This is a genomic window from Moraxella sp. CTOTU47915, assembly GCF_031986685.1.
GTDB classification, from domain to species: domain Bacteria; phylum Pseudomonadota; class Gammaproteobacteria; order Pseudomonadales; family Moraxellaceae; genus Faucicola; species Faucicola tetraodonis.
Genome location: NZ_DAMAAE010000008.1, coordinates 92899 through 115900 on the forward strand (window position 1 = coordinate 92899; position 23002 = coordinate 115900).

The following is a 23002-nucleotide window of genomic DNA, read 5'->3' on the forward strand; positions in this document are numbered from 1 at the left end:
TATAACTTTCTAAGTTCAAATCATAACAGCTTGTCTCGCTGAATCCTAGCTTAGCTCAATATTGCCTTATACAAAAAAACCCTTGCAATCATTACAAGGGTTTAATGTTTCACGTGAAACATCTATACAACACTATAAACCAATAAAACCTAGTCAAACAAATCTTTGACATCTTCTTTGAGTTTATCAAAGAAGGATTTTTTTTGGGGCGATTGTTGATGATCACCCATGGATGATTGTAGCTGACGAAGTAGCTCTTTTTGTTCATTGTTGAGATTGGTCGGTGTCTCCACCACCACACGGCATAACAAGTCACCTTTCATCGTCGTGCGCACAGGGGTAACGCCTTTGCCTTTGATACGGAATACTTTGTGGCTTTGGGTGCCTTCGGGAATGCGTAAATTGATACGTCCTTCAAGTGTTGGTACTTCCACCTCACGGCCTAAGGCTGCATCCGCAAAGCTGATTGGCACATCCATGTATAAGTCAGCGCCTTCACGGGTAAAAATAGGGTGCTGTGCCACACGGATTTCAACATACAAGTCGCCGCTTTCGCCGCCTGTAATCGCTTCACCTTCGCCCGTTAAACGTACCCGATCGCCATTGTCGATGCCGGCAGGAATGGTGACTTCAAGGGTGCGTGATTTTTCTTTAACACCCGAGCCATGACAGTCATTGCAAGGATTTTTGATTTGTTTACCGGAGCCGCCACAGTTGGGGCAGGTTTGTTGCACAGCAAAAAAGCCTTGCTGCATACGTACCACACCCGCACCACCACAAGTTGCGCAGGTCACGATATCGCTGCTATCTTTGGCGCCCTTACCATCACAAGTTTCACAAGGGGCAGGTGCGGTAAAGGTAATTTCTTTTTTTGTCCCTTGCACCGCTTCTTCAAGTGTCAAATCAAGCATATAGCGTAAATCTGAGCCGCGTCTGCTACGTCCACCCCCTGTGCGACCCCCAAAAATGTCGCCAAAAATGTCTTGGAAGCCGCCGGCGCTGCCACCACGGCCGCCGCCCATGCCGCCAAAAATATCGCCAAAAATGTCTTGGAAGTTTCCACCGCCAAAGCCGCCACCGCCCATGCCATTCTCAAACGCGGCATGCCCCATACGGTCATACGCTGAGCGTTTGCTGTCATCGCTTAGCACTTCGTATGCCATCGAGGCTTCTTTGAATTTTTCTTCGGCGGCAGGGTCATCAGGGTTACGGTCTGGATGGTATTTCATCGCAAGTTTGCGGTAGGCTTTTTTGATTTCTTGTTCATTAGCGGTTTTATCTACCCCTAATACTTCATAAAAATCGCGTTTTGACATAGTAACTCCTTTGGCAGCATAGTTTTGACAGTACGGAAGAGTGGATTCGACCGGTAGCAACGTTTAACAGCTGCCAAACCTTTGAAAGACTAAAATTTAAAAATATGCAATATAGTGGCGATTTTTGTTAAATAATCAAGCAAATAATCGGCAATCAGCGCAAAAATATTTTCCTTTTTTGCAAGAAAAATACGCAATAGCCTAGCCCATTGTTTTAAACTAATTAGCAAACTCTAATACTGATAGTTATTTATGAAAAAAGTATTATCTTTGCTAATCATCCTCGCACTGATTGTCGTCGCATGGGTATTTGCCTCCCCTTATTGGGCAGTATACCAACTGAAAAAAGCCTATGATGCACAACAAGCAGACACTATCAGTGCAGCGATTGAATTTACGCAACTGCAGCAAAGTATCAAATCACAGCTAAGCCCTGTATTAATAGAAAAAGCCAATCATGTGGCAAAATCCCCTATTTTGCAGATGCTCAATATCGAACTAAGCCCTGATGACCTAGTGAATAAAATGGTCAATCAAGCCGTGGATAATACCGTCACGCCAGAGGGCGTACAGTATGCGCTGACAGGACAAGCGACCACCGAGCTGCTCAAAACAAATGTCAAACTGCTAGGGGGCTTGGTGGCCGTAGCGATGGATAAGATTGATATCAAAGACTTGATTTTGGCGCGCAATTCAGCTGAGCTTAATCAAAAAATTAAACAACAACTACAATCGCCTAATCCCAACGCCACCACAGCAACGTCACAGACCCAACCGACCACACACTATTGTGGTTTTAACTGTTTTGAAGTCACCGGACAGGTGCGTGGCTACCCGTTAACGCTCCACTTGCAGCGCCAAGGGCTTATTCATTGGAAAATCGTGGGTGTGACGCTGCCGCTAAATGATTAAAACTGGTCAATTTCTTCAGCGGTCAAAAATCGGCTTTCGCCTTTTTCTAATCCTTCCAAGGTAATGTTACCGATGCTGGCACGGTGTAACTCAATGACTTTATTGCCAAAGTAGCCCATCATGCGTTTGACTTGGTGATATTTGCCTTCCGTGAGTACCAACTTGGCATGGGTAGCATCAGAAAAACTTAACTCAGCGGGTTTGGTTTTATCATACTCGTCCTCAAGCATGATGCCTTTTGCCAATTCTTTGATAGCAAATGCCTGTTGTGCTTCAGTCATTGGGTCGGCAAGCGTCAATTCATACACCTTTGCCACATGATGTTTGGGGCTGGTGACGCGGTGCAAAAAGCCACCATCATCGCTAAGTAGCAGCGCACCCGTGGTATCGACATCGAGTCGCCCTGCAATCCGCAAACTACCTAGCTGGGGTACATCAATCAAGTCTGTGACAATCGGCCACTCTTTTGGCTTTAGGGTGCACTCAAAGCCTTCTGGCTTATATAACAGTAAGTAGCGATTGCCCATCGCGACCGATAATGGCTCACCCGCCCATTCGATATCGTCACCCACTTCATCGATATGTAGGCTTGCATCTTTGACCACCTCGCCATTGACAGTGACTTCACCTGCGTGCAAGATTTTTTTGCAGTCTTTACGCGATAGCTCGGTGGCTTTGCTTAAAAATTTGTCTAAACGCATTTTTTTGTTATCCTAGTGCTTGTTTTGTTTATTGTAACATAGATTAACCATGACCTATTACACGCTTAGCGACCCATGTATTGCCACACTTGAGATTAAAAAAAGCCAATTTTTGGGCTTTGGCTTTGCCATTGATAACCGCGAGCAATTAATGTTTCACGTGGAACAATTACGCAATCAGTATCCTGATGCGCGCCATGTCTGCTATGGTTATATTATTGGCGACCCGCACAACACCACCTCGGCAGGGTTTGATGACGATGGTGAGCCCAGTGGTACGGCAGGCAAGCCGATTTTAAACGTGTTACAACACAAGGGCATTGGTAACTGCGTGGTCATTGTGGTGCGTTACTTTGGCGGTATCAAACTTGGTGCAGGCGGGCTGACACGTGCCTATAGTAGCGCCGCGCAAGCCGTCGTTGATAACATGAATTTGCACGCGTTTGTGCCGTTAAGCGTGGTACTGATTGAAACCGATTTTGCCAATGAATCCTTTGTCAGACATACATTAGACGGCTTTAATGCCACGATTTTAAAGGTTGATTATGGTAAAAATGTCGTTTTGACAGTGGAGCTTGCGCAAAAATCGGTTCAAGTCCTCAGCGAAAAAATTGGTTTTTATGGGAATGTTAAAGCTAGCGAAGAGCCAAAGTAGCAGCGTAAAAGTGATAGCCCAGCAAAATTGTCCTCAAAAAAACCTACAAAACACCCCAAACTTAGCTCACAAGTCGCCATGAAAAAACTGTCAAAAAGCCGTAAAATAGTCAAAAATTATAACAATCACTAGGTATATTATGAACATTCACCAACTACCCCTAACGCCATTTCGCACCCCGTTTTTCTTAGCCAACCCCCACGTTCAAACCATTTTACCCAAGTTTATCAAACTGCCAAAACCTAACTATCAGCGACACCTTCACCCTGACCGTACCGGCACCACCCAAGTGGCTTATGACTTTGTATTTGCCAATACCGATAATCAGCCAAACCTTGATAAGCCATTGGCGGTGATGTTTCATGGGCTTGAAGGCAGTAGCGACAGCCATTATGCCATTGCCTTTGCCCACCAAGCGCACCGATTGGGGTATGATGCGGTTATTGTCCATTTTCGCGGCTGCGGCGGGGTGGATAATACCTCAGAACTGGACTATAACGCGGGTGATACTGCCGAAGCGGTGCATATGTTTAACCTGCTAAAAACTCAGTACGGTTATAGCCGAATTGTAGCCAGTGGCGTGTCGCTCGGTGCCAATATGCTGGCGCGTTATATGGGTGAAGAAGGCGATGCAGCTGCCTGTGAAGCAGCGGTGGTGATTTCTGCGCCCGTCGATTTGACAACTTCGGCAAAAGCCATGCATCGTTTTGTCGCCAAACGCGTGTATACGCCTTATTTGCTCAATCCTTTATTGCAAAAAGCCTTAAAAAAGGTAGACGAGCCAGCATTAATCAACGCCTTAAAAAATATCAAGATGATTGATGAGTTTGATGAGTTATATACCGCGCCGCGCCATGGTTTTGGTACAGGGGCGAATTATTACATCCAGGCCTCTGCCCTACCTGTACTCAAAAACATCACTAAACCCACGCTGATTATCACTGCCAAAGACGACCCATTTTTGGGCATTCTTGCCACCCAAGCCGATGTGTCACCTTGCGTGCGCTTACTGTACAGCCAGCATGGGGGACATGTGGGCTTTGTACAATTACAAAACAAGAAACTCAATGTAAATTGGCTGCCTAGCACCAGCTTTAAATTTTTTCAGGCTTGTACTGACTGATTGCTATTGCTTCAATAAAAAACGCCATCACAATGACGGCGCTTTTTATTTATTAAAGTTAATGAGAGGTTTTTTATTATTATAGAATGCCGTAATTCACCATGGCTTTAGCAATCTTGTTAAAACCTGCTAGATTGGCGCCTTTTTTATAATCAATGCTCCCATCCGCTTGTTTACCATGGTTAAAACAATCGTCATGGATATTTTTCATGATGGTTTTTAATTGCTCATCAAGCACCGCAAAGGTTGCGTATTGACGTACCGAGTTTTGTGACATCTCAAGACCTGATACCGCAACCCCACCGGCATTCGAGGCTTTTCCCGGCGCATAGATGACGCCATTACTTTGGAAGATGGCGATGGCATCGGCATCACTGGGCATGTTGGCACCTTCTGCCACGTATTTAACGCCATGATTGACCAGATTTTGCGCATCTTGCCCGTTGATTTCGTTTTGGGTGGCGCAAGGTAGGGCAATATCGGCTTTGATATGCCATGGACGGCTACCGTCGATCCATTCTGCGTCATCACTGGTGCCGACGAAGTCTTTTAAACGTTTGTCTTGCGCTTTATAAGTTTTGAGCGCTTCAATTTGCTCTAAGGTAAAGCCATGCTTGAGATGTAAGGTGCCTTTTGAGTCTGATAATGTCAGTACCTGCGCGCCAAGCTCAATACATTTTTGTGCCGCATGTAACGATACATTGCCCGCACCTGAGACTAGGACAGTCTTAGCCATCAAGCCGTCATGATGGGCTTCTAGCATGTTTTGTAAAAAATACACAAGACCAAACCCCGTTGCCTCGGTACGAATCAAGCTACCACCTTGTCCCACCGTCTTACCGGTTAATACCCCGGTAAACTCACGATTAAGCGTCTTATACATGGCGAACATATAATTAATTTCGCGGCCACCGACACCGATATCACCCGCAGGTACGTCTATATCTGCACCAATATAAGGCGCTAATTCGCGCATAAAGGCATAGCAAAATCGACGGATTTCGGCGTCTGATTTACCTTTTGGGTCAAAGTCTGAACCGCCTTTACCCCCACCCATGGGCAGACCGGTCAATGCGTTTTTAAAGATTTGTTCAAACCCTAAAAATTTTAGTACCGAAAGATTCACACTGGGATGAAAACGGATACCGCCTTTGTAAGGGCCTAATGCATTGTTAAATTGCACACGCCAACCGCGGTTGACTTGAACATTGCCTTGGTCATCTTCCCAGTTGATACGAAATTGAATAACACGGTCGGGGTTGGTTAAGCGGTCAAATAGATTAAGGTGTTGATAAACAGTGGATTGGTCATAAACCGCTGCGATATCTTCCCAGAATTCTTCGACCGCTTGAATAAACTCTGGCTCATTGCGATGACACTGCTTTAAAATGCTTAATAACTCACTGCTTTTCATACCACTCCTCAATGCTTTAACTTCATAAAAATAGTGCAAAAACACTATTTTGGTGAATTTAGAGTAACTTAGCACTGTCATAGTAATTTGTAAAACTATTTTTCTTTACCCCTTTGGCACGGTTTTGGCACGGTGGGTTGCCAAAAACTAGACATGGGTGTTTGTGAGCAAGTTAACCTGCAACTGGATTTAATAGCTGACAAAGCATGATTTGTCCTTTAAAATTGTTAATTTTTAGCAAGGTTTAGCGGCTTTGGTTAGCCGCTAATGCGTATTTGACCTAAGGCAAACTTATGCACATTCATATTCTTGGTATTTGTGGTACCTTCATGGGTTCGTTGGCGCTGCTTGCGCGTGACCTTGGACATACCGTGACAGGCTCGGACGCCAATGTCTATCCACCAATGTCCACCCAGCTTAAAAATGCGGGTGTTGAGATTATGCAAGGGTATGCCGCTAGTCATTTACAACCTGCACCTGATTTGGTGATTGTCGGCAATGCCATGAAGCGCGGCATCGAAGCGGTTGAATATATGCTCAATGAGCGTATTCCTTATACCTCAGGTCCGCAGTTTTTGGCAGAGCAGGTATTGCAATACCGTCATGTATTAGCTGTCGCAGGCACGCATGGCAAAACTACCACTACCACGATGCTGGCGTGGATTTTACACTATGCAGGCATTGATGCCGGCTTTTTGATTGGTGGCGTGCCACTTGTTGATACCCAAGATGAACGCCTACAACAAGCGTTTGCCCACAGTAGCCATTTGGGTAGTGATAAAACTGCGGATCATGAAGGTTACTTTGTCATCGAAGCGGATGAGTATGACAGTGCTTTTTTTGATAAACGCTCTAAGTTTGTTCACTATCGCCCAACCACCGCAATTTTAAACAACCTTGAATACGACCACGCCGATATCTTCCCAAACCTTGCCGCCATCCAAACCCAGTTCCATCACATGGTACGCGTGATACCGTCAAATGGCAAAATCGTCATGCCAGCAGATACCGAAAGCTTGGAAGAAACCCTGAAAAAAGGCTGTTGGACACCGATTTGGCGGACAGCGCTTTCTGCCACTAATTCCCAAGCGGATTGGCAAGCCAAGCTAGTGAAACAAGACGGAAGCCAATACGAAGTCATGTTTGAGGGGCACAAAGGACAAGTCAATTGGCAGATGAGCGGGCTACATAGCGTCAATAATGGTTTAGTGGCAATTGCGGCAGCCTACAATGTTGGCGTATCGGTTGCACAAGCCTGTGAAGCCTTATCCAATTTTGCGGGCATCAAACGCCGTATGGAGCTAGTCGGCACAATCGATAACAACGGCAAACATATAGAAGTTTATGACGACTTTGCCCACCACCCAACCGCCATTGAAACCACGCTTGATGGCGCCAAAAAACGTTTTGCGGATAACCCAAACCGTAAAATCTGGGCAGTGATTGAACCACGCTCAAACACCATGAAACTCGGTACCCACCAAGGTTTGCTCGCGCCGTCAGCGAGTATCGCCGACCAAGTCATTTGGTATCAACCTGCCAATCTAGATTGGTCAGTCGCCGATGCGATTGGCAATGCGGCCAACCAACAAGTGATGACATCGACCGATGCGATTATTAAGCATATTGCAGCGCACATTGGCGATGACGATGCGGTGATTGTGATGTCCAATGGCGGCTTTGAAGGCATTCATGGCCGACTGGTGAAGGCACTGCAGCAAGCCTCACTGTTCTAACCTTGTAATTTTGCTAGCAAAAATCATGATTTTTTAGCATACTCATGATTATTTATACAATTATTAGGTTACACAATGCTTACCCGAGTCATTTTTAATCAAAAAGGCGGTGTTGGTAAATCCAGCATTGCTGTCAATCTTGCCGCGATGAGTGCCCATCAAGGTTTGCGTACTTTACTCATCGACCTTGATCCACAGTGCAACGCTACCCAATATATCATCGGCGATGCGGCCACAGACATTCATCCCGCTCATATCACAGAACCCAATATTGAAAATTTCTTTTCGCAAACCCTGCAAGCGACGTCTAGCCCCATGCCGATGATGTTTGCATTTCCATTTAGCGGAATGACGGGTAGTCGCAATCAAGGGTTGGAGCACTGTATTCACACCACCCGATTTGATAATTTATCACTGATTCCAGCCAGTCCCATGCTTGCCGATATTTTGCAGCCCCTTGAAAGCAAACATAAAATTTATAAATTAAAAGACGGCTTAAGCCTTTTAACGCAGCAGTTTGATCGGGTGTACATTGATACACCACCGGCGTTTAACTTTTTTACTTTGTCGGCATTGATCGCAGCTGATCGTGTCATCGTCCCGTTTGATTGTGATATTTTCTCCAAACGCGCGCTGCAAACCTTGGTGCAAAACATCTTAGAGACGCGCCAAGACCATAATAGTGACTTGTTAATTGAAGGTATCATCGTCAATCAGTTTGACCCACGCGCCAATTTACCCAAAGAAGTGGTACAAACATTGGTCAATGAAGGCTATCCTGTCTATGAGACCAAACTTAGCCCTTCGATTATCATGAAACAATCCCATCATCAAAGTTTACCGCTGATTTATTTGGACGCTAAACATAAACTCACCCAGCAATACGCTGCGCTTTATCAAGAAATCGAATCTAGATAACGGAACTTACATTTAATCGTGTCTACTGACATAGCATTACATTAAATAAAAAATCCTCTTAATACTTCAAAGAGAACTTACATAATTAACAAACCAACATTTTAACTGCTGATAGCTTGTCTATAAAATAACAGTCATCAGAGAGGCAGTTATTAGTTAAAACTATAAATATAACAATTTAGCCCTGTAACGCCTGCCAATCGATTAGGCAACAAGATAAGTTAAAAATTAGACAAGTTAAAAAATGAGGAGTGTTAAAATGAGCTTTATTTATATGATTATCATGGGTCTTATCGTTGGTGTTATCGCCCGTGCTATCAAGCCAGGTGCAGACGCAATGGGTTGGATTCTTACCATTGTACTGGGTATTATTGGTGCATTAGTGGGCGGTTTTTTAGCAGGTATGCTAGGCATGAATGCCAATGGTGGCTTTACCGGTTTAATCTTTTCAGTGATTGGTGCCATTATTGTGCTATTCGTTTATGAACTAGCGACGGGTAAACGCCGTATTGGTTAATGCTGCATTAGTTAATTAAGTAATCAATTTAAAATATCAATTAAAAAAAGGCATTTAATTTAAATGCCTTTTTTATTGGATAAAATTCTTTGAACAGTTGGTATGTTGGCTTTAAATTTTTTCAGTTTGATTTTTTTGCCGTCATTGTCTCACTAATTTTAGAATCTCCGCTTAGAATGATGCTATATTGTTGACTTGGTTTTTAGCACCAGATACCTACTAGACCCCTACTAGACCCCTACTAGACACTGATGAGATACTAAGGTAAACAATTTCATGGAACAACTTGTCAAGTTTCACACGCAAAATGGCGTTTTAGAAATTCAATTTAATCGTGCCGATAAAAAAAATGCCCTAACCAATGCCATGTACCAAGCCGTACAAACTGCGATGGAACAGGCAAAAAGTGACGATAATATTCAAGTGATTTTGTTTACGTCAACCGGTGATTTTTTTACCGCAGGTAATGATCTTGTCGATTTTTTAACCAAAGCAGAAAATGATGATGCCAAGCTTAATGCGTTAGATTTCGTGCAGTTTTTGGGTGATTATCCCAAACCCATCGTGGCAGCGGTGACAGGCTCAGGCGTTGGCATTGGCTTGACGCTACTACTTCATTGTGATTTGGTGTATATCGTAGAAAACGCTAAATTATTAGCCCCATTTGTGGATTTATCGTTGGTGCCAGAAGCAGGTTCGACCCTGTTGCTGACGCAAAAAATTGGTTATCAGCGTGCCTTTGAGGTGTTTGTGATGGGTGAAAAAATCACAGGCATACAGGCAGTTGAATTAGGCTTAGCCAACCAAGCTTTTGCTAATAGTGATGAGGTACTAAGCACGGCGCGCCAAAAAGCAGAAATACTTGCCAAAAAATCGGTGTCATCGGTACGACAAACCAAAGACTTGATGCGTAATGCCACAGAAATCCTAGCGCGTATCCAACAAGAAAATGTTCACTTTAGTAACCGTCTGCAGACGGATGAAGTCAAAGCGATACTGCGCAAATTTGTCCATAAACAATAAGGCAAAAGAGAACACTAATGCAAAAAAGCCTTTTAACTAGCAAATTAAAAGGCTTTTGTTTAACCCAACTTATTAGCCAATTTATTAGATAGCCATTATTTGGCTACCACAAACTGTTCAATTTGCGCACGCACCAAATTTGCATCATTATCAAGCACAGTCACATACTGCGCCAAGCTTTCGATATTATCGGTATGTTTGGGACGGGGAATGTCAAGTTGACCGACAGCTTCGGTGATGGTCTCGGCAAATTTGGCTGGCAAGGCGGTTTCGGCGCAGACAATGACCTCACCCTTTTTGCGTACTTCACGAGCCACTTTTATCCCATCAGCGGTGTGCGGGTCAATGAGCTGATTGTCTTCGGCATACACTTGTTTGATTGTGGCGATACGGTCGGCATGGGTTGATTTACCCGATGCAAAGCCATATTTGCCATTGATGTTTGCCATCAAATCCGACATATCAAAGCCTTTACCTGCGTTGACATCCTGCCAAAGCGTATGGATTTTTTCGCCATTTTTCTCAGCGAGCAGGTACACAAAACGCTCAAAATTTGACGCTTTTGAAATATCCATCGATGGACTTGATGTCACATAAGTCTTGTCAGCGGTACGGGGGCTATATTTACCAGTAGTAAAAAAGTCGTGCAGAACGTCGTTTTCGTTGGTGGCGACGATTAAACGGTCGATGGGTAATCCCATTTCACGGGCAATATGTCCCGCGCAGATATTACCAAAGTTACCCGATGGCACGCAGAAACTCACCTTTTCGCTATTGTCGGTAGTGCTGGCAAAATAACCTTTAAAATAGTAGACGATTTGCGCGAGGATACGACCCCAGTTAATGGAGTTGACAGTCCCAAGGCTGTATTTGGCTTTAAACTCAGCATCTTGCTGCAGGGCTTTTACGATGTCTTGGCAGTCATCGAACATACCTTTGATGGCGATGTTATGGATATTTTTGTCATCGAGGCTATACATTTGTGCGCGCTGGAACTCACTCATTTTGCCATGGGGTGACATCATGAACACTTCGATATTGTCTTTGCCGCGCAGCGCATATTCAGCAGCTGAGCCTGTATCACCTGATGTGGCGCCGATGATGGTCAGACGCTCATTTTTTTTCTTTAACACATATTCAAAAGCATTGCCCAAAAACTGCATGGCGATGTCTTTAAATGCCAGTGTGGGACCATTTGATAACTCGATGATTTTGATGCCATCTTTGAGTGTACGAACAGGGGTGATATCAGGATTGCCAAATGCCTGCACGGTGTAAGTTTTATCAATCAGTGTTTTTAAATCGTCTTTTGGGATATCGGTGGCAAATAATTGCATGATTTCAAAGGCAAGCTCAGTGTAGCTTAAAGTGCGCCATTGGGTGAGGGTTGCTTCATCAATCTGTGGGTATTCTTCAGGTAGCATTAAGCCGCCGTCTGGGGCAAGTCCCATCAGTAACACATCACTAAATTGCATAGGGGCTGTTTTGCCACGGGTGCTGATATAGTTCATCTTTCCATCCATTTAATCAATTTCATGCAGTTTAGCATAAACCTAGCATTGCGATGAATGCCAATTTTTTAGCCACGTTTTTGCAGTAAGGCATAATAAAAACCATCGCCATCGTTTTGATGAAGCGGCAAGCATTGATAACCGATGTCCCGTTTGATTTGGTTAGGTAAATTAAGGCTAAAATCCACGATTTGCGCCTCTTTGTGTGTGGCTAAAAACGCTTGTAATTGGTCTTCATTCTCTGCTTTTAACATCGAGCAAGTGATATAGAGTAGATAGCCGTTAGTAGCTAAATTATGCCAACAGTTGGCTAAAATATTCGCTTGTAACGCGGCAGTCTGCCCCACATCTTCTTCAGTACGTAGCAATGCAATATCAGGATGGCGGCGAATCACCCCCGTTGCAGTGCAAGGTGCATCAAGCACTATCACATCAAATTGGGTATGTGCTTGAAACGTTGCAGCATCCTCACACACCAATTGTACATTTTCTTGGTTTAACTGCAAACGCTCAAGATTTTGGCTTACCCGTTGTAAACGTTTTTCATCATTGTCCAAAGCGATTACATGCGCGATATTTTGATGTTTCACGTGAAACGTTTTTGACTGCTCAAGCTCCAATAAATGCGCCAGTTTACCTCCCGGCGCAGTGCAAGCATCTAGTAACCTCAAAGATTTATCCAAGGCGAGGCTTGCCAAAATATGTGCTGATAACTGGGCGTGTTTGTCTTGCACACTGACCCATCCTTCGGCAAATTTAGGCAAATCAGTGATTCTTATAGCGTCAGTGAGTTGAATGGTTTGCACTTTCTCAATGCCAATGAACACTAGGGCAAAACCGATGCCTTGTTGGGTTAATATATCGGCATAATCCTCTACACTACAAAATTTGCGATTGACGCGTAAGAATATGGGCGCAGGTTGGCGAAGCGCTTGCCCAAGCTCGGCATAGTATTCACCCCAATCCTGTTTGAGCTGTTTGGCAAGCCAATTTGGTAGACTGTGGTTTTTCTCAATTTTTTTGGCAAATTTGGCAGGGTTTTTTTGCACCTTTCGCAGTATGGCATTGATAAGTCCAGCACCGTAACCTTTATCCAGTTGTTTGACTGCTTCGACTGTTTCACCAATCGCCGCGTAATCTGGCGTGTCCATGTACAGCAGTTGGTACAGTCCGATATTGAGGGCTGCCCATACGCCTTTGTCAGTGACTTCATGCTCAATCAAGCTTTCACCAATACGAGCGAGTGCCCACCATTGACGCAGCGTGCCAAGCAATAATTCATGGGCAAAGCCTTTGTCTTTTTCGCTCACTTGGTTGAGTAGTGGGTCAAGCAAGCTAGCCAATGATTCGCCTTGTTGGATACGCTCAAGGGTGGCGACAACTTTGGCGCGAGTGTTAAGCTGAGAATGTAATTGGGTCATGATGTGCCTAATTGGTTATGAGTGAAAAATATCACCATCGTTGAGTTTATCTCCATTGGCAATTTGCTCAGCGGTTAACGGCTTACCCCCTGGCCACTGCATTTGGGTGATATTAATCAGATGTTGCACACTCTGATGTTGGTGGTTGGTCGCGTTTTTGCCACAGGCGACCAAAATTGCATTACGACCCACACTGACGATTTTACCTGCAGGTTCATGGGTTTGTTGGTCAAGTTTAATGGGTGCTGCTTCTATTATTTTGATACGCTGATTGGGGTCTTTATGTTCATCAAGATAGGTAAAGGCATTTAACGCACGGATTTGACGCTGAATACTGATGGCATCATTTTGCCAGTTAATCTCACCCTCTGCCGTGGTGATTTTCTCGGCATAATTAGCCAAAGCGTCGTCTTGTTTTTCGGCTTTTTGTTGATAGTTTTCTACATCAGACAGCACCGTCACAATGGCTTCACCGCCTAATTTGGCTAATTTATCATGCAATAGTTGGGTGGTATCTGTGTCAGTGATCGGGCATTCTATTTTATACAGCATATCGCCCGTATCAAGTCCCTGCGCCATTTGCATAATGGTAATGCCTGTAGTATCGTCACCCGCTAAAATCGCACGCTGAATGGGCGCTGCACCACGCCAGCGTGGCAATAATGAGCCATGAATATTGATGCAGCCAAATTTTGGGGTATGTAGTACGCCAAATGGTAAAATCAATCCGTACGCAGCCACCACCATAATATCGGGGCGATAGTGTTTAAGTGTTTCACGTGAAACACTCCCATTGGCTGATTTTAAGCTAAAGCTTTCAGGTTGTTCTACCGCAATGTTATTTGCTAAGGCAAGTGCTTTCACGGGGGATGTGCTAATTTTTTGCCCACGACCAGATTTGCGGTCAGGTTGTGTATAGACTGCCACAATGTCAATATTAAGGGCTTTTTGGTGACTGATGAGTGCTTGTAAGGCAACTTTAGCAAATTCGGGTGTACCAGCAAATACAACCCTAAGCGGGGTTTGAGACATGATAAATTTCGTCTTAAATACAATAAATTTCTGCTATTATAATATGAATTGGCACAATACTTAAATCTAGCATTGTGATGATGGGTTTTTTTCTTTTACCTTCATTGACCGTTTTCTTTATTGGGTATATCACGCTGTGTCAAACCAGTTTTCTCTCTACAATCGCCCAGCAGCTCGGCGACTCATCATAACCTTGGTGGCTATCGAGCTGATACTAATAGTGGCAGGTTATGGACTGCTTTGGCTTTATGCGTTGCAGCAGCAACAGCAGCTTGGCAAAAGCTACCTCGTTGAACTGGTTGATAAACTCAATCATAAAATTACCCACGGTGAGCACGATTGGAGTCAGGTTAATTTAAACCAACATGAAGTGATTGAAAATTATCAGTTGATTGTCTTTGAGCCAACGGGTGATACTACCGTCGTCAAAAACAACCATAACGATTTCTCTGACGCCTTACCCAATTGGACGCTATCCGCCAAACAAAGCAATAAAATATTTTATGATGATCGTGGCTTTGAAGTTTGGCAGAATCTGGCAGAGGGTTACCGCCTATACGTTAAAGTACAATACTTCCCACTTTGGAGTAATTTTGCCAACCCTATCTATTTGCTGCCGCTGCTACTAGGGCTTTGCCTATTTTTATATGTGATGATTCAGCTGCGAAAGACTTACGAGATTTGGTATAAATTTCTCGATTATGCCCAAAATTTGCAATTGCAAATTAGTCAAGGTTATCAGCCTGCCAAGCTTCATGAGTTTCGTGACCACCCTGAATTACGCTATTTATCTCAGCTGTTTAATCGTCATGCTTATAAGATGGGGCAATATTATGATAAGGTTCGCGAGTTAACCTATCGACAAAATATTTTGATTGATACTTCACCAATTTTGCTATTTATCATGAGCAGAAATGGTCGGATTGTTTACTTTAATCATAAATTTTCACAAGTGTTTTATACCCCGTTTCAACCGGGGTCGATGTATATTCTCAGCGACTTTATCACCGGTGCCAATAAAACCACGCAGCAGTTACTAAATTCGCTCGAGAATATTCAGACTTATGCGACCTTACCCGTGACCAATCTACAGCGAAATCTGTATTTTGATTTACGCATTACCCCGTATTATAACCGTTTTGGTCAATTACAAGGTTATAGCTGTGGCTTACAAGATACCACCGATTATCACGATAAGCTGCAAAAAGCGTGGGTCGAAGATAAATTTACTGCCGATAAATTAACCAGTTTTAATAAAATGTGGGCAGTAGTGGGACATGAATTGCGTACTCCACTCAGTGGTCTAGTCGGCATGATAGATTTACTTGCTGAAGATAAAGCGCAGTTTAATAGCGAGCAACAAGAAACCATCGCAACCCTGCAACAATCTAGCCAGACCATGATTCAACTGCTCAATGATATGCTAGATGTTGCCAAATTAGACGCAGGCAAGCTACAAACCAATGTCACGTCTATTGATCTCTTGAAGTTACTACGCCAAACCACTGAGCTGATGCTTGGTAATGCCCGACGTCAAAAAATTAGTCTGTATATTTTTGTGGATCCCCTTACCCCCCGTTTTATTGATTGTGATGAAGGTAAATTACGCCAAATTATTTTAAACTTATTGACCAATGCGGTGAAATTTACCCGAGAGGGCTACGTGGCTATCACGGTTGATAAAATCGATAGCCATCACCCATTAATCAAGGCTAAAACTAGCCAAAATGCCGCTGTCAGCAAAGATTGGTTAAAAATATCAGTAAAAGATACCGGCTTAGGCATTACAGAAAAAGACCAACAAAAGTTATTTTCCTACTTTGGTCAAGCCAATGATTCCATTAGTCGGCAATTTGGCGGTACGGGGCTTGGTTTAGCTATTTCCAATAGTTTTTCACATTTATTGGGCGGGTTTATTCATTTAGAAAGTCAATTTGGTGAAGGCAGTGAATTCCAACTATTTTTACCGATTCCAAAGTTTAGTCTGCAGTCTGCTTACCAATATAAAACTGGTAATTTAAGGGTAACACTGATTATTATCTCGCCATTTTCTATCTTTGAGCGAGTGAATAAAGTGCTAAATTATGTGGAATTGCCGCACCATATCTTCACAGCTATTGATGAAGCCGTTATCGATACGATTAATAACCTTGATTTGCAAGGCTTGATGCCGGTGTTTGTGATTGATGATGTAGCACTTAAAGCCAATAACCACTTATTAGATAATATTCATTTTTATGCTGATGCGATTAAAATTATTTTAAGTATTGAATCCCCCAAAACTTTGCCACCCGAACACCAATTACAATTTGATGGGTATTTGCAAAAACCTGCGTCTTTAAGCCACTTGATTGCGGAGGTGAATCATCTATATGCGTTAAAAATCAAAAAAGAAAAAACCAACACCCATCTCCCTGTACAACTGGCATTTAAGCAATTTTTGCAGCAGTACCCTAATCTCTCTCATTCTAGCGTTACCGTAGCATCCGCACCACCACCCGTTAATAACTATAATGTTTTATTGGATACACCAATTCAATTATTTGATAATGGGCAAACGAGTGTTGATAGCCCAACCGATGCGCATCACTCTAGTCAAAAATTGATACTAATAGCAGAAGACAACCCCGTTAACCAAAAAATTGCCAAAAAACATTTGGAAACCTTGGGTTATCGCTATCTTGTAGCCGATGATGGCGAGCAAGCGGTTAAGTTACTCAGTGAAAATCGTCAGCGAATCGGACTTGTGTTGATGGACTGTCGTATGCCAATCTTAGATGGTATTGAAGCCACACGTATTATTCGTCTCAATAAAGATAGTGTGCCTATTGTTGCCCTAACCGCCAACGATTCTGATGATGATAGAAATATCTGTTTAGAAGCGGGCATGGACAGTTTTTTGACCAAACCTATCAATAAGCAAAAACTCATCGAAGCCATCAATCATTACATGGTCTGAGACAATAAAAAAAGACCAAATTAACTTGGTCTTTTTTTGTTTGAAGTAAAACGTTATTAGGGTCGAGTTTTAAAAGTAAATTGGTTGGTGGTTTTTTGCCCATCATTATAAACCAGTTGGTAACTGACTTGGTAGCCAGTATTGGGTTTAAGCGGTAAATCTGGGATGAAGATGACTTCATTTTTACTTAATAGTTTATTGGGGTCAGAGAGGCTTGTGAGCGTATGTATCATGCCTATCGACGTACCATTTTGCGTTATTGCGGCTGTCGCCTCAGCGATAGTTTTATCAAAAGGTGCTAACACATATACAGGTTGTCCAGTCGGATGGTCTTTTAAATCTCGGGTTGTACCAAATGGGTTCGGGGTTTCATCTCTGAGTTCATAGTCAGTAGTAACCCCATCACAAGGGAAATTCAAAAGCTTGGTATTTTCTATATATTTTTGGCTGAAAGGTAACGCAGATACGATTTCTAATAGACTTGTATGATTAATTTCATTATTGGCGGTCCATTTGACTAATTGATAGCTTAATCCTACCTCAGTAAATTGCGGATAAACTAAACTGCGCAAATGATAAGGTGCAGCAAATAAATGATATAACATGGCTTCGACTTTGGCAGTGTCATCTATCGTATAACTACTATCCTTAGTGGAGAAGTTTGATAACGAAATATTCTCACCTTGCGCTTGATAATCGTAATGAGTGCTAACTGCTTTTTTACCCAAGGTAGAGGGATTTAGTCTAGTGGCTAAATCAATACCTGAATAATAGGGGTTGGTAATCCCTGTATCTAATAAACCCGTTTCAACTCGCTCTTCATGACTTGCAAATGGCTGTTTATTTGTTTCAGTTACCGATGCCATATAGCTAGCATGATTCATTGCTGTAAGGTTAAGATTCTGATTGGCTGTTAGACTACCAAAGCCACACTGACTGCGATTTTCATTCAACAACTTTATCGCAGCCAATTCTACTGTGCTATTAGTTGTAGAGTTAGGAATAGGGGTTGGGGAAGTGGTTGATGATGGGGTTGATGAGCTATCGCTGTTACCGCTTCCTCCGTCGCCACAAGCGGTTAATAAAGTCGCTAACAGTGTTAACATGATAGCACGGTTGAAAAAATTATTTGATAGTAGCGTGTCCATTTAAACTTCCTATAACCTTAACCTCATGTTTCAGTATGTATCATTACAGATTGATTTGATTGAGTTATTGTTACACTTTTTTCGAGAAAAAAGAAGTTCAATCTTTCACCATACTCAAAATTTTTCGTCAATTGCTGACAAATTTATGCTTTGCGATTAGCAACTGGCTATTTGTTATTTTTAACTATCAATATCATTTAGCCACCAATATCCCTTAATCAGCGACCTTTGTAGCCATTAAAGTAAGCGCATCGTGTTTACCACCTAAAACTGAAAATTTTACGATTTTTGTTCGGCTAAAAGTTTAGCAGGGGATATATCGGTGTTATTTGCTAAATCCATTTTGTTGTAGGAAATTTAAGGTAATGCCTTCATGGTTAGAATTTGACATGTTGTCGGGTGTTGACACAAGAAGCTTTTCTAAATATCTGGCTACCACATCCACCTCAATATTGACTTTTGTTGCCACTTTCCAATGCCTGCCTATATTGGTGACCTGCGCTGTATGGGGGATGATATTTAAACTAATCACATTACCTTCTACCAAATTACTGGTCAGGCTAATACCATCGACCGTTACAGAACCCTTGGTAGCGACATATTTGGTAAACTCGCTTGGAATCTCAATCTCTATATAAATCGAGCGCGAATCATTTTTTATAAGTTTAACCGTACCCGTGGTATCAACATGACCGGTGACAATGTGTCCGCCAAATCGTGTGGTAGGCAACATGGCTTTTTCAAGGTTTAATACATCGCCAACTTGCCATTGTTGCATCGCTGTTTTATTTAGTGTTTCACGTGAAACATCAACGGCGTACCAGTCTTTACCTTGTTCTACAACAGTGAGACAAATCCCGTTACTTGCAATCGAGTCACCCAATTTGACATCAGCAAAGTCCAAATAGTCAGATTGAACTTTTAAGCGTACATCACCCTGTGTTGGCGTAATCGCAACGATTTTTCCAGTGGCTTCAATAATACCTGTGAACATTGTTTATCCTAATTTTTTATCATAACAATGCATTTTAATGTACTTTTACAACTATCACAAACATAAAATATTATTTAGAATAGTTAAATTATAATCAAAAATCAGCTGTAATTTAAATTGGGCATCAAGCGTTCAAAAAATTAAAATGATAGAGCTAGCTTTTGGTGGATAATTTAACCTCACAGACTACTTATGACCTTATTTATCTACTTATCCACTGGTCATAATTGTGATAGGTAACGGGTATTTTGTCGGATGTTTCATGTGAAACACCGCTTATACTCTAGCATTACATTAAAATCCGACTCTAATCATTGTTTCATGTGAAACACTTATCCACAAAAGAAATGCTGGTTTTAACGCTTTCATTAAATTTAGCTAACAATGTGGATAAGTTTTAAAAAGCAAACAATATAACAGTTTAACCAATTTTTTTAGCAAGATTTAACTAGCAGATTGTGTGGATTTACTTATCAAAGCGATAGATTAGTTTGATATCATTGCCCATTGTTTCATGTGAAACCAGTGAAGCGACCATTTGTTGGTACATATGCTGTGCCGTAAAGTTAATCATGGGCTTAGCATTGTTACCCAAAATGCATGGCGCTTGATACACGACTAATTCATCTACCAAACCTTGTTGTAAAAAACTAGCAGCGACCGTCGCACCCGCTTCAACCAACACATCATTGATTTGGTAATTATCTTTTAAAATAGTGAGTAGTTGGGTTAAGCTCATAGTTGCGTCTTGGATAAGCAAAACGGGACGCTTGTTGATTTGACTTTGGTACCATGCATCCGTCATTTGGATGCGTTGACGACGGTCAAGCACTACCAATAGCGGCTGGGGTATGTCGTCTAAATTTACCCCTAATTGCTGACTACGGATATTTAGCGCAGGATGGTCTTGTAGGATGGTTTCGCTCCCCGTAATAATCGCCCCTGCCTGCGCTCGTAAACGCTGTACATCCTCGCGTGATTGGTCGCTGGTTATCCATTTTGACTCGCCATTTGCCATCGCGGTGCGTCCATCCAAACTTGTCGCTATCTTTAAGCGCACAAAAGGCAAGCCGCCACGCATGACTTTAAAAAAGCCTTCATTTAATTGATAAGCCGCTTGCTCACAAATACCGGTAATGACTTCGATACCTGCCTGATGCAGTTTGGCAATACCACCACCATCGACTTTAGGATTAGGATCGACAACAGCAATCACAACACGGCTGATACCCGCTTTGATTAGCGCATCAGCACAGGGCGGAGTACGTCCATGATGGCTACAAGGTTCAAGCGTGACATACGCTGTTGCACCTTGCAATTGCTTGGCATCATGCTCATACGCTTGGCGAAGGGCAAATACTTCGGCGTGGGGTTGTCCTGCTTGATAGTGAAAACCTTCGCCAATGACTTGATTATCTTTGACAATGACGCAGCCGACATTAGGATTGGGACGGGTGGTGAAACGTCCTTTTTTAGCCAGCTCAATGGCGCGTGACATGTAGTATTGGTGCTGATAGCGCTCAGCGGACGATAAAGTTGCCGTCATAAAAAACTTAGGATTGTAGATGTTTGAGCTTGTGTGGGTGAGTCAAATCTTCGATACGTTGATTGATTTCTTGTTTATTGGCATCAGTGGTGAGGTTTGACACCATGTGTTTAAACGCTTCAATATCTTGAAAATCACGATAGACGCTAGCAAATCGAACGTAGGCGACATCGTCAATTTGGCTTAGCTCTTTCATGACGATTTCACCTAAAATTTTACTGGGCACCTCACGCTCGCCGAGCTGCCTGAGCTGTTTTTCAATACGGCTAATCATGGCTTCAATGTTGTCGGTCGATATTGGACGTTTTTGTAACGGTAGCTGCACTGAGCGACGCAGTTTTTGTCCATCATACGGCTCAATACGACCATTGGATTTGATGATACGGGGCATTACTGCCTCAATGATTTCAAATGTAGTAAATCGCTCTTGGCACGCGGTACACTGACGACGACGGCGTACCTGCGCCCCTTCTGCCGCGAGTCTTGAATCAATGACTTTGGTATCTTCAGCATTACAAAATGGACAGTGCATGCGATTTCCTAGCTAAGTTTAAAGCTTTTAATTTATTTGCCAATACAAAAACTGCCAAAAATCTTACCCAATAAATCATCGGCGGTAAATTCACCGGTGATTTCGTTGAGGCTAATCTGTGCTTGGCGTAGGCTTTCCGCCACCAATTCACCCGCATGAAACAAATGCAGTTGTTCATCGGCTTCTTGCAGCGCCATTTGGGTACGGCGCAGCGCATCAAGATGGCGGGTTCGTGCAATTAAGCTATTTTCAGGGGGGTGAAAACCGACTTTATCACAGATTTGATTGACCAATTCTTCAAGCCCTGTACCATATTTACAAGACACATAGACGGGGTGATAAATCTGCTCTTGTGATGAAAATTGCTTGGGCAAATTTTGGTGATTGTCGGATAAATCAATTTTGTTGGCAATCATTAATATCGAATTGGCATTGGGTAAGCTACCAAATAATTCCGTCGCCAATCGTAACGGCTCATGCTCACGGTGCGCATCATACACCATAAGCAGTAAATCAGCTTGGGTGATGGCTTGTCGTGCTCGCTCAATGCCCGCCTGTTCCACAATATCATCGGTGTGACGTAGCCCAGCGGTATCGGTCAAATTCAGCGTTAGACCATTTAACACAATGGTTTCTTGTAGGATATCACGGGTTGTCCCGGCAATATCGGTCACAATGGCACGCTCTTGCCCTGCTAAGCGATTGAGCAAGCTAGATTTTCCCGCATTGGGTCGCCCTGCAATCACAACTGAGACACCATCTCGCAGCAGCTGCCCTTGTTTGGCAGTGGCTAACACATTGTTTAATTGCTCACAAACTTGGCGTAATTGCTTGGCGATATGCTCATCTGCCAAAAAATCAACCCCTTCTTCATCGGGGAAATCAATAGCGGCTTCAACATACAGCCGTAGCTGAATTAACTGCTCAAGCAGCGCATTAATTTTTTGTGAAAACTCACCAGTCAACGAGCGCATGGCACTTTTTGCGGCAGCCACACTGGTGGCATCAATGGCATCAGCAATCGCTTCTGCTTGTACCAAATCAAGCTTATCATTATCAAAAGCCCGCGCCGAAAACTCGCCGGCTACCGCTTGATTTGCACCCAATTCAAATACACGGGTCAAAAGTTGCTGCTGCAAAATCATACCACCGTGACCTTGCAACTCAATCACATCTTCACCTGTAAAAGAATGGGGGGCAGGGAAATATAACACCAATCCCTCATCAATCACCGTATTATCACTATCATAAAATCGGCAAAAATGGGCAAATCGCGGTTTGAAAGCTTGACGACCTGTCAATGCCAAGGCAATTTGGTAACTGTTTGAACCTGATAGGCGTATCACACCAACTCCACCACGACCCATTGGAGTTGCAATGGCGGCAATGGTTGAAGTAAGCGCTGTCTGAGAGTTATTTAACATAATTTTTTACAATCTAACATTTCGGGTAGTCAGCATTGACTTAATACTGATATTTTAACATCCACTCACTGATTACAACATGATTATTTTTTGCCAATAAAAAACCCTTTAAACAACGGT

General features: G+C 42.9%; 19 protein-coding genes. 8 read left to right on the forward strand and 11 right to left on the reverse strand.

All coding sequences use genetic code 11. The features are described from left to right. Nucleotides 1-149: 149 nt before the first annotated feature. A complete protein-coding gene (gene dnaJ / locus RTL34_RS08070) occupies nt 150-1316 on the reverse strand; it encodes a molecular chaperone DnaJ (protein WP_100274325.1) in 1167 nt (388 codons plus the stop codon). 270 nt (nt 1317-1586) lie between these two features. Here dnaJ and RTL34_RS08075 point away from each other — a divergent pair, with 270 nt between their 5' ends. Then, nucleotides 1587-2228 carry a DUF2939 domain-containing protein gene (locus RTL34_RS08075; protein WP_312116048.1) on the forward strand — a complete coding sequence of 214 codons (642 nt, stop codon included), beginning with the start codon at nt 1587-1589 and terminating at the stop codon, nt 2226-2228. On the opposite strand, the gene RTL34_RS08080 is transcribed toward RTL34_RS08075, so the two are convergent. Next, a complete protein-coding gene (locus tag RTL34_RS08080) occupies nt 2225-2929 on the reverse strand; it encodes a pseudouridine synthase (RefSeq protein WP_312116049.1) in 705 nt (234 codons plus the stop codon). The two genes, RTL34_RS08075 and RTL34_RS08080, sit on opposite strands and share 4 nt — an antisense overlap. 49 nt (nt 2930-2978) lie before the next feature. On the opposite strand from RTL34_RS08080, the gene RTL34_RS08085 reads away from it, so the two are divergent. Further along, a complete protein-coding gene (locus RTL34_RS08085) occupies nt 2979-3584 on the forward strand; it encodes an IMPACT family protein (RefSeq protein WP_312116050.1) in 606 nt (201 codons plus the stop codon). A 139-nt stretch (nt 3585-3723) separates the two neighbouring features. Next, the gene (locus RTL34_RS08090; RefSeq protein ID WP_312116051.1) at nt 3724-4707 is read left to right on the forward strand and encodes a YheT family hydrolase; all 984 of its coding nucleotides are present in this window, start codon (nt 3724-3726) and stop codon (nt 4705-4707) included. Nucleotides 4708-4786: 79 nt separating this feature from the next. Here RTL34_RS08090 and gdhA read toward each other — a convergent pair whose 3' ends face one another. Continuing rightward, complete coding sequence (gene gdhA / locus RTL34_RS08095) at nt 4787-6121, reverse strand: NADP-specific glutamate dehydrogenase (protein ID WP_312116054.1); 1335 nt, start codon at nt 6119-6121, stop codon at nt 4787-4789. Nucleotides 6122-6414: 293 nt separating this feature from the next. Here gdhA and mpl point away from each other — a divergent pair, with 293 nt between their 5' ends. The 4 genes from mpl to RTL34_RS08115 all read left to right on the forward strand — a co-directional run bounded on the left by mpl (nt 6415) and on the right by RTL34_RS08115 (nt 10315). Further along, complete coding sequence (gene mpl / locus RTL34_RS08100; protein WP_312116056.1) at nt 6415-7857, forward strand: UDP-N-acetylmuramate:L-alanyl-gamma-D-glutamyl-meso-diaminopimelate ligase; 1443 nt, start codon at nt 6415-6417, stop codon at nt 7855-7857. A gap of 75 nt (nt 7858-7932) precedes the next feature. After that, a complete protein-coding gene (locus RTL34_RS08105; RefSeq protein WP_312116057.1) occupies nt 7933-8775 on the forward strand; it encodes a ParA family protein in 843 nt (280 codons plus the stop codon). A gap of 259 nt (nt 8776-9034) precedes the next feature. Then, on the forward strand, nt 9035-9292 hold the full coding sequence (locus tag RTL34_RS08110) for a GlsB/YeaQ/YmgE family stress response membrane protein (protein WP_036601338.1): 258 nt from the start codon (nt 9035-9037) through the stop codon (nt 9290-9292). A gap of 276 nt (nt 9293-9568) precedes the next feature. Then, complete coding sequence (locus tag RTL34_RS08115) at nt 9569-10315, forward strand: enoyl-CoA hydratase-related protein (RefSeq protein ID WP_312116059.1); 747 nt, start codon at nt 9569-9571, stop codon at nt 10313-10315. Nucleotides 10316-10410: 95 nt separating this feature from the next. On the opposite strand, the gene thrC is transcribed toward RTL34_RS08115, so the two are convergent. The 3 genes from thrC to fmt form a co-directional block, all read right to left on the reverse strand. Beyond that, nucleotides 10411-11826, reverse strand: coding sequence for a threonine synthase (gene thrC / locus RTL34_RS08120; protein WP_159375617.1), 1416 nt, complete (start codon nt 11824-11826; stop codon nt 10411-10413). A 68-nt stretch (nt 11827-11894) separates the two neighbouring features. Beyond that, nucleotides 11895-13247, reverse strand: a complete 1353-nt coding sequence (gene rsmB, locus RTL34_RS08125; protein ID WP_312116063.1) for a 16S rRNA (cytosine(967)-C(5))-methyltransferase RsmB — start codon at nt 13245-13247, stop codon at nt 11895-11897. 15 nt (nt 13248-13262) lie between these two features. Then, nucleotides 13263-14279 (reverse strand): methionyl-tRNA formyltransferase, encoded by a 1017-nt coding sequence (gene fmt, locus RTL34_RS08130; RefSeq protein WP_312116065.1) that lies wholly within the window; start codon nt 14277-14279, stop codon nt 13263-13265. Nucleotides 14280-14415: 136 nt separating this feature from the next. Here fmt and RTL34_RS08135 point away from each other — a divergent pair, with 136 nt between their 5' ends. Continuing rightward, entirely contained in the window at nt 14416-17238 is a 2823-nt protein-coding gene (locus RTL34_RS08135; RefSeq protein WP_312116067.1) for a hybrid sensor histidine kinase/response regulator, read from the forward strand. A gap of 56 nt (nt 17239-17294) precedes the next feature. On the opposite strand, the gene RTL34_RS08140 is transcribed toward RTL34_RS08135, so the two are convergent. The 5 genes from RTL34_RS08140 to mnmE all read right to left on the reverse strand — a co-directional run bounded on the left by RTL34_RS08140 (nt 17295) and on the right by mnmE (nt 22882). After that, nucleotides 17295-18386 carry a CAP domain-containing protein gene (locus RTL34_RS08140; protein WP_312116068.1) on the reverse strand — a complete coding sequence of 364 codons (1092 nt, stop codon included), beginning with the start codon at nt 18384-18386 and terminating at the stop codon, nt 17295-17297. Nucleotides 18387-18711: 325 nt separating this feature from the next. Next, on the reverse strand, nt 18712-19380 hold the full coding sequence (locus RTL34_RS08145; protein WP_312116070.1) for a riboflavin synthase: 669 nt from the start codon (nt 19378-19380) through the stop codon (nt 18712-18714). Nucleotides 19381-19846: 466 nt separating this feature from the next. Further along, nucleotides 19847-20926 (reverse strand): bifunctional diaminohydroxyphosphoribosylaminopyrimidine deaminase/5-amino-6-(5-phosphoribosylamino)uracil reductase RibD, encoded by a 1080-nt coding sequence (gene ribD / locus RTL34_RS08150; RefSeq protein ID WP_312116071.1) that lies wholly within the window; start codon nt 20924-20926, stop codon nt 19847-19849. Between the two features lie 7 nt (nt 20927-20933). Next, complete coding sequence (gene nrdR, locus RTL34_RS08155) at nt 20934-21458, reverse strand: transcriptional regulator NrdR (RefSeq protein ID WP_036601355.1); 525 nt, start codon at nt 21456-21458, stop codon at nt 20934-20936. Nucleotides 21459-21490: 32 nt separating this feature from the next. Then, complete coding sequence (gene mnmE, locus RTL34_RS08160) at nt 21491-22882, reverse strand: tRNA uridine-5-carboxymethylaminomethyl(34) synthesis GTPase MnmE (protein WP_312116074.1); 1392 nt, start codon at nt 22880-22882, stop codon at nt 21491-21493. Between the last annotated feature and the right edge of the window lie 120 nt (nt 22883-23002).

Coding starts and splice junctions, on each gene's coding strand:
- RTL34_RS08145 (WP_312116070.1), bottom strand. CDS start 19,380: ATGTTCACAGGTATTATTGAAGCCACTGGAAAAATCGTTGCGATTACG.
- mnmE (WP_312116074.1), bottom strand. CDS start 22,882: ATGTTAAATAACTCTCAGACAGCGCTTACTTCAACCATTGCCGCCATT.
- RTL34_RS08110 (WP_036601338.1), top strand. CDS start 9,035: ATGAGCTTTATTTATATGATTATCATGGGTCTTATCGTTGGTGTTATC.
- rsmB (WP_312116063.1), bottom strand. CDS start 13,247: ATGACCCAATTACATTCTCAGCTTAACACTCGCGCCAAAGTTGTCGCC.
- nrdR (WP_036601355.1), bottom strand. CDS start 21,458: ATGCACTGTCCATTTTGTAATGCTGAAGATACCAAAGTCATTGATTCA.
- RTL34_RS08105 (WP_312116057.1), top strand. CDS start 7,933: ATGCTTACCCGAGTCATTTTTAATCAAAAAGGCGGTGTTGGTAAATCC.
- RTL34_RS08080 (WP_312116049.1), bottom strand. CDS start 2,929: ATGCGTTTAGACAAATTTTTAAGCAAAGCCACCGAGCTATCGCGTAAA.
- RTL34_RS08140 (WP_312116068.1), bottom strand. CDS start 18,386: ATGGACACGCTACTATCAAATAATTTTTTCAACCGTGCTATCATGTTA.
- fmt (WP_312116065.1), bottom strand. CDS start 14,279: ATGTCTCAAACCCCGCTTAGGGTTGTATTTGCTGGTACACCCGAATTT.
- mpl (WP_312116056.1), top strand. CDS start 6,415: ATGCACATTCATATTCTTGGTATTTGTGGTACCTTCATGGGTTCGTTG.
- RTL34_RS08115 (WP_312116059.1), top strand. CDS start 9,569: ATGGAACAACTTGTCAAGTTTCACACGCAAAATGGCGTTTTAGAAATT.
- thrC (WP_159375617.1), bottom strand. CDS start 11,826: ATGAACTATATCAGCACCCGTGGCAAAACAGCCCCTATGCAATTTAGT.
- RTL34_RS08085 (WP_312116050.1), top strand. CDS start 2,979: ATGACCTATTACACGCTTAGCGACCCATGTATTGCCACACTTGAGATT.
- ribD (WP_312116071.1), bottom strand. CDS start 20,926: ATGACGGCAACTTTATCGTCCGCTGAGCGCTATCAGCACCAATACTAC.
- dnaJ (WP_100274325.1), bottom strand. CDS start 1,316: ATGTCAAAACGCGATTTTTATGAAGTATTAGGGGTAGATAAAACCGCT.
- gdhA (WP_312116054.1), bottom strand. CDS start 6,121: ATGAAAAGCAGTGAGTTATTAAGCATTTTAAAGCAGTGTCATCGCAAT.
- RTL34_RS08090 (WP_312116051.1), top strand. CDS start 3,724: ATGAACATTCACCAACTACCCCTAACGCCATTTCGCACCCCGTTTTTC.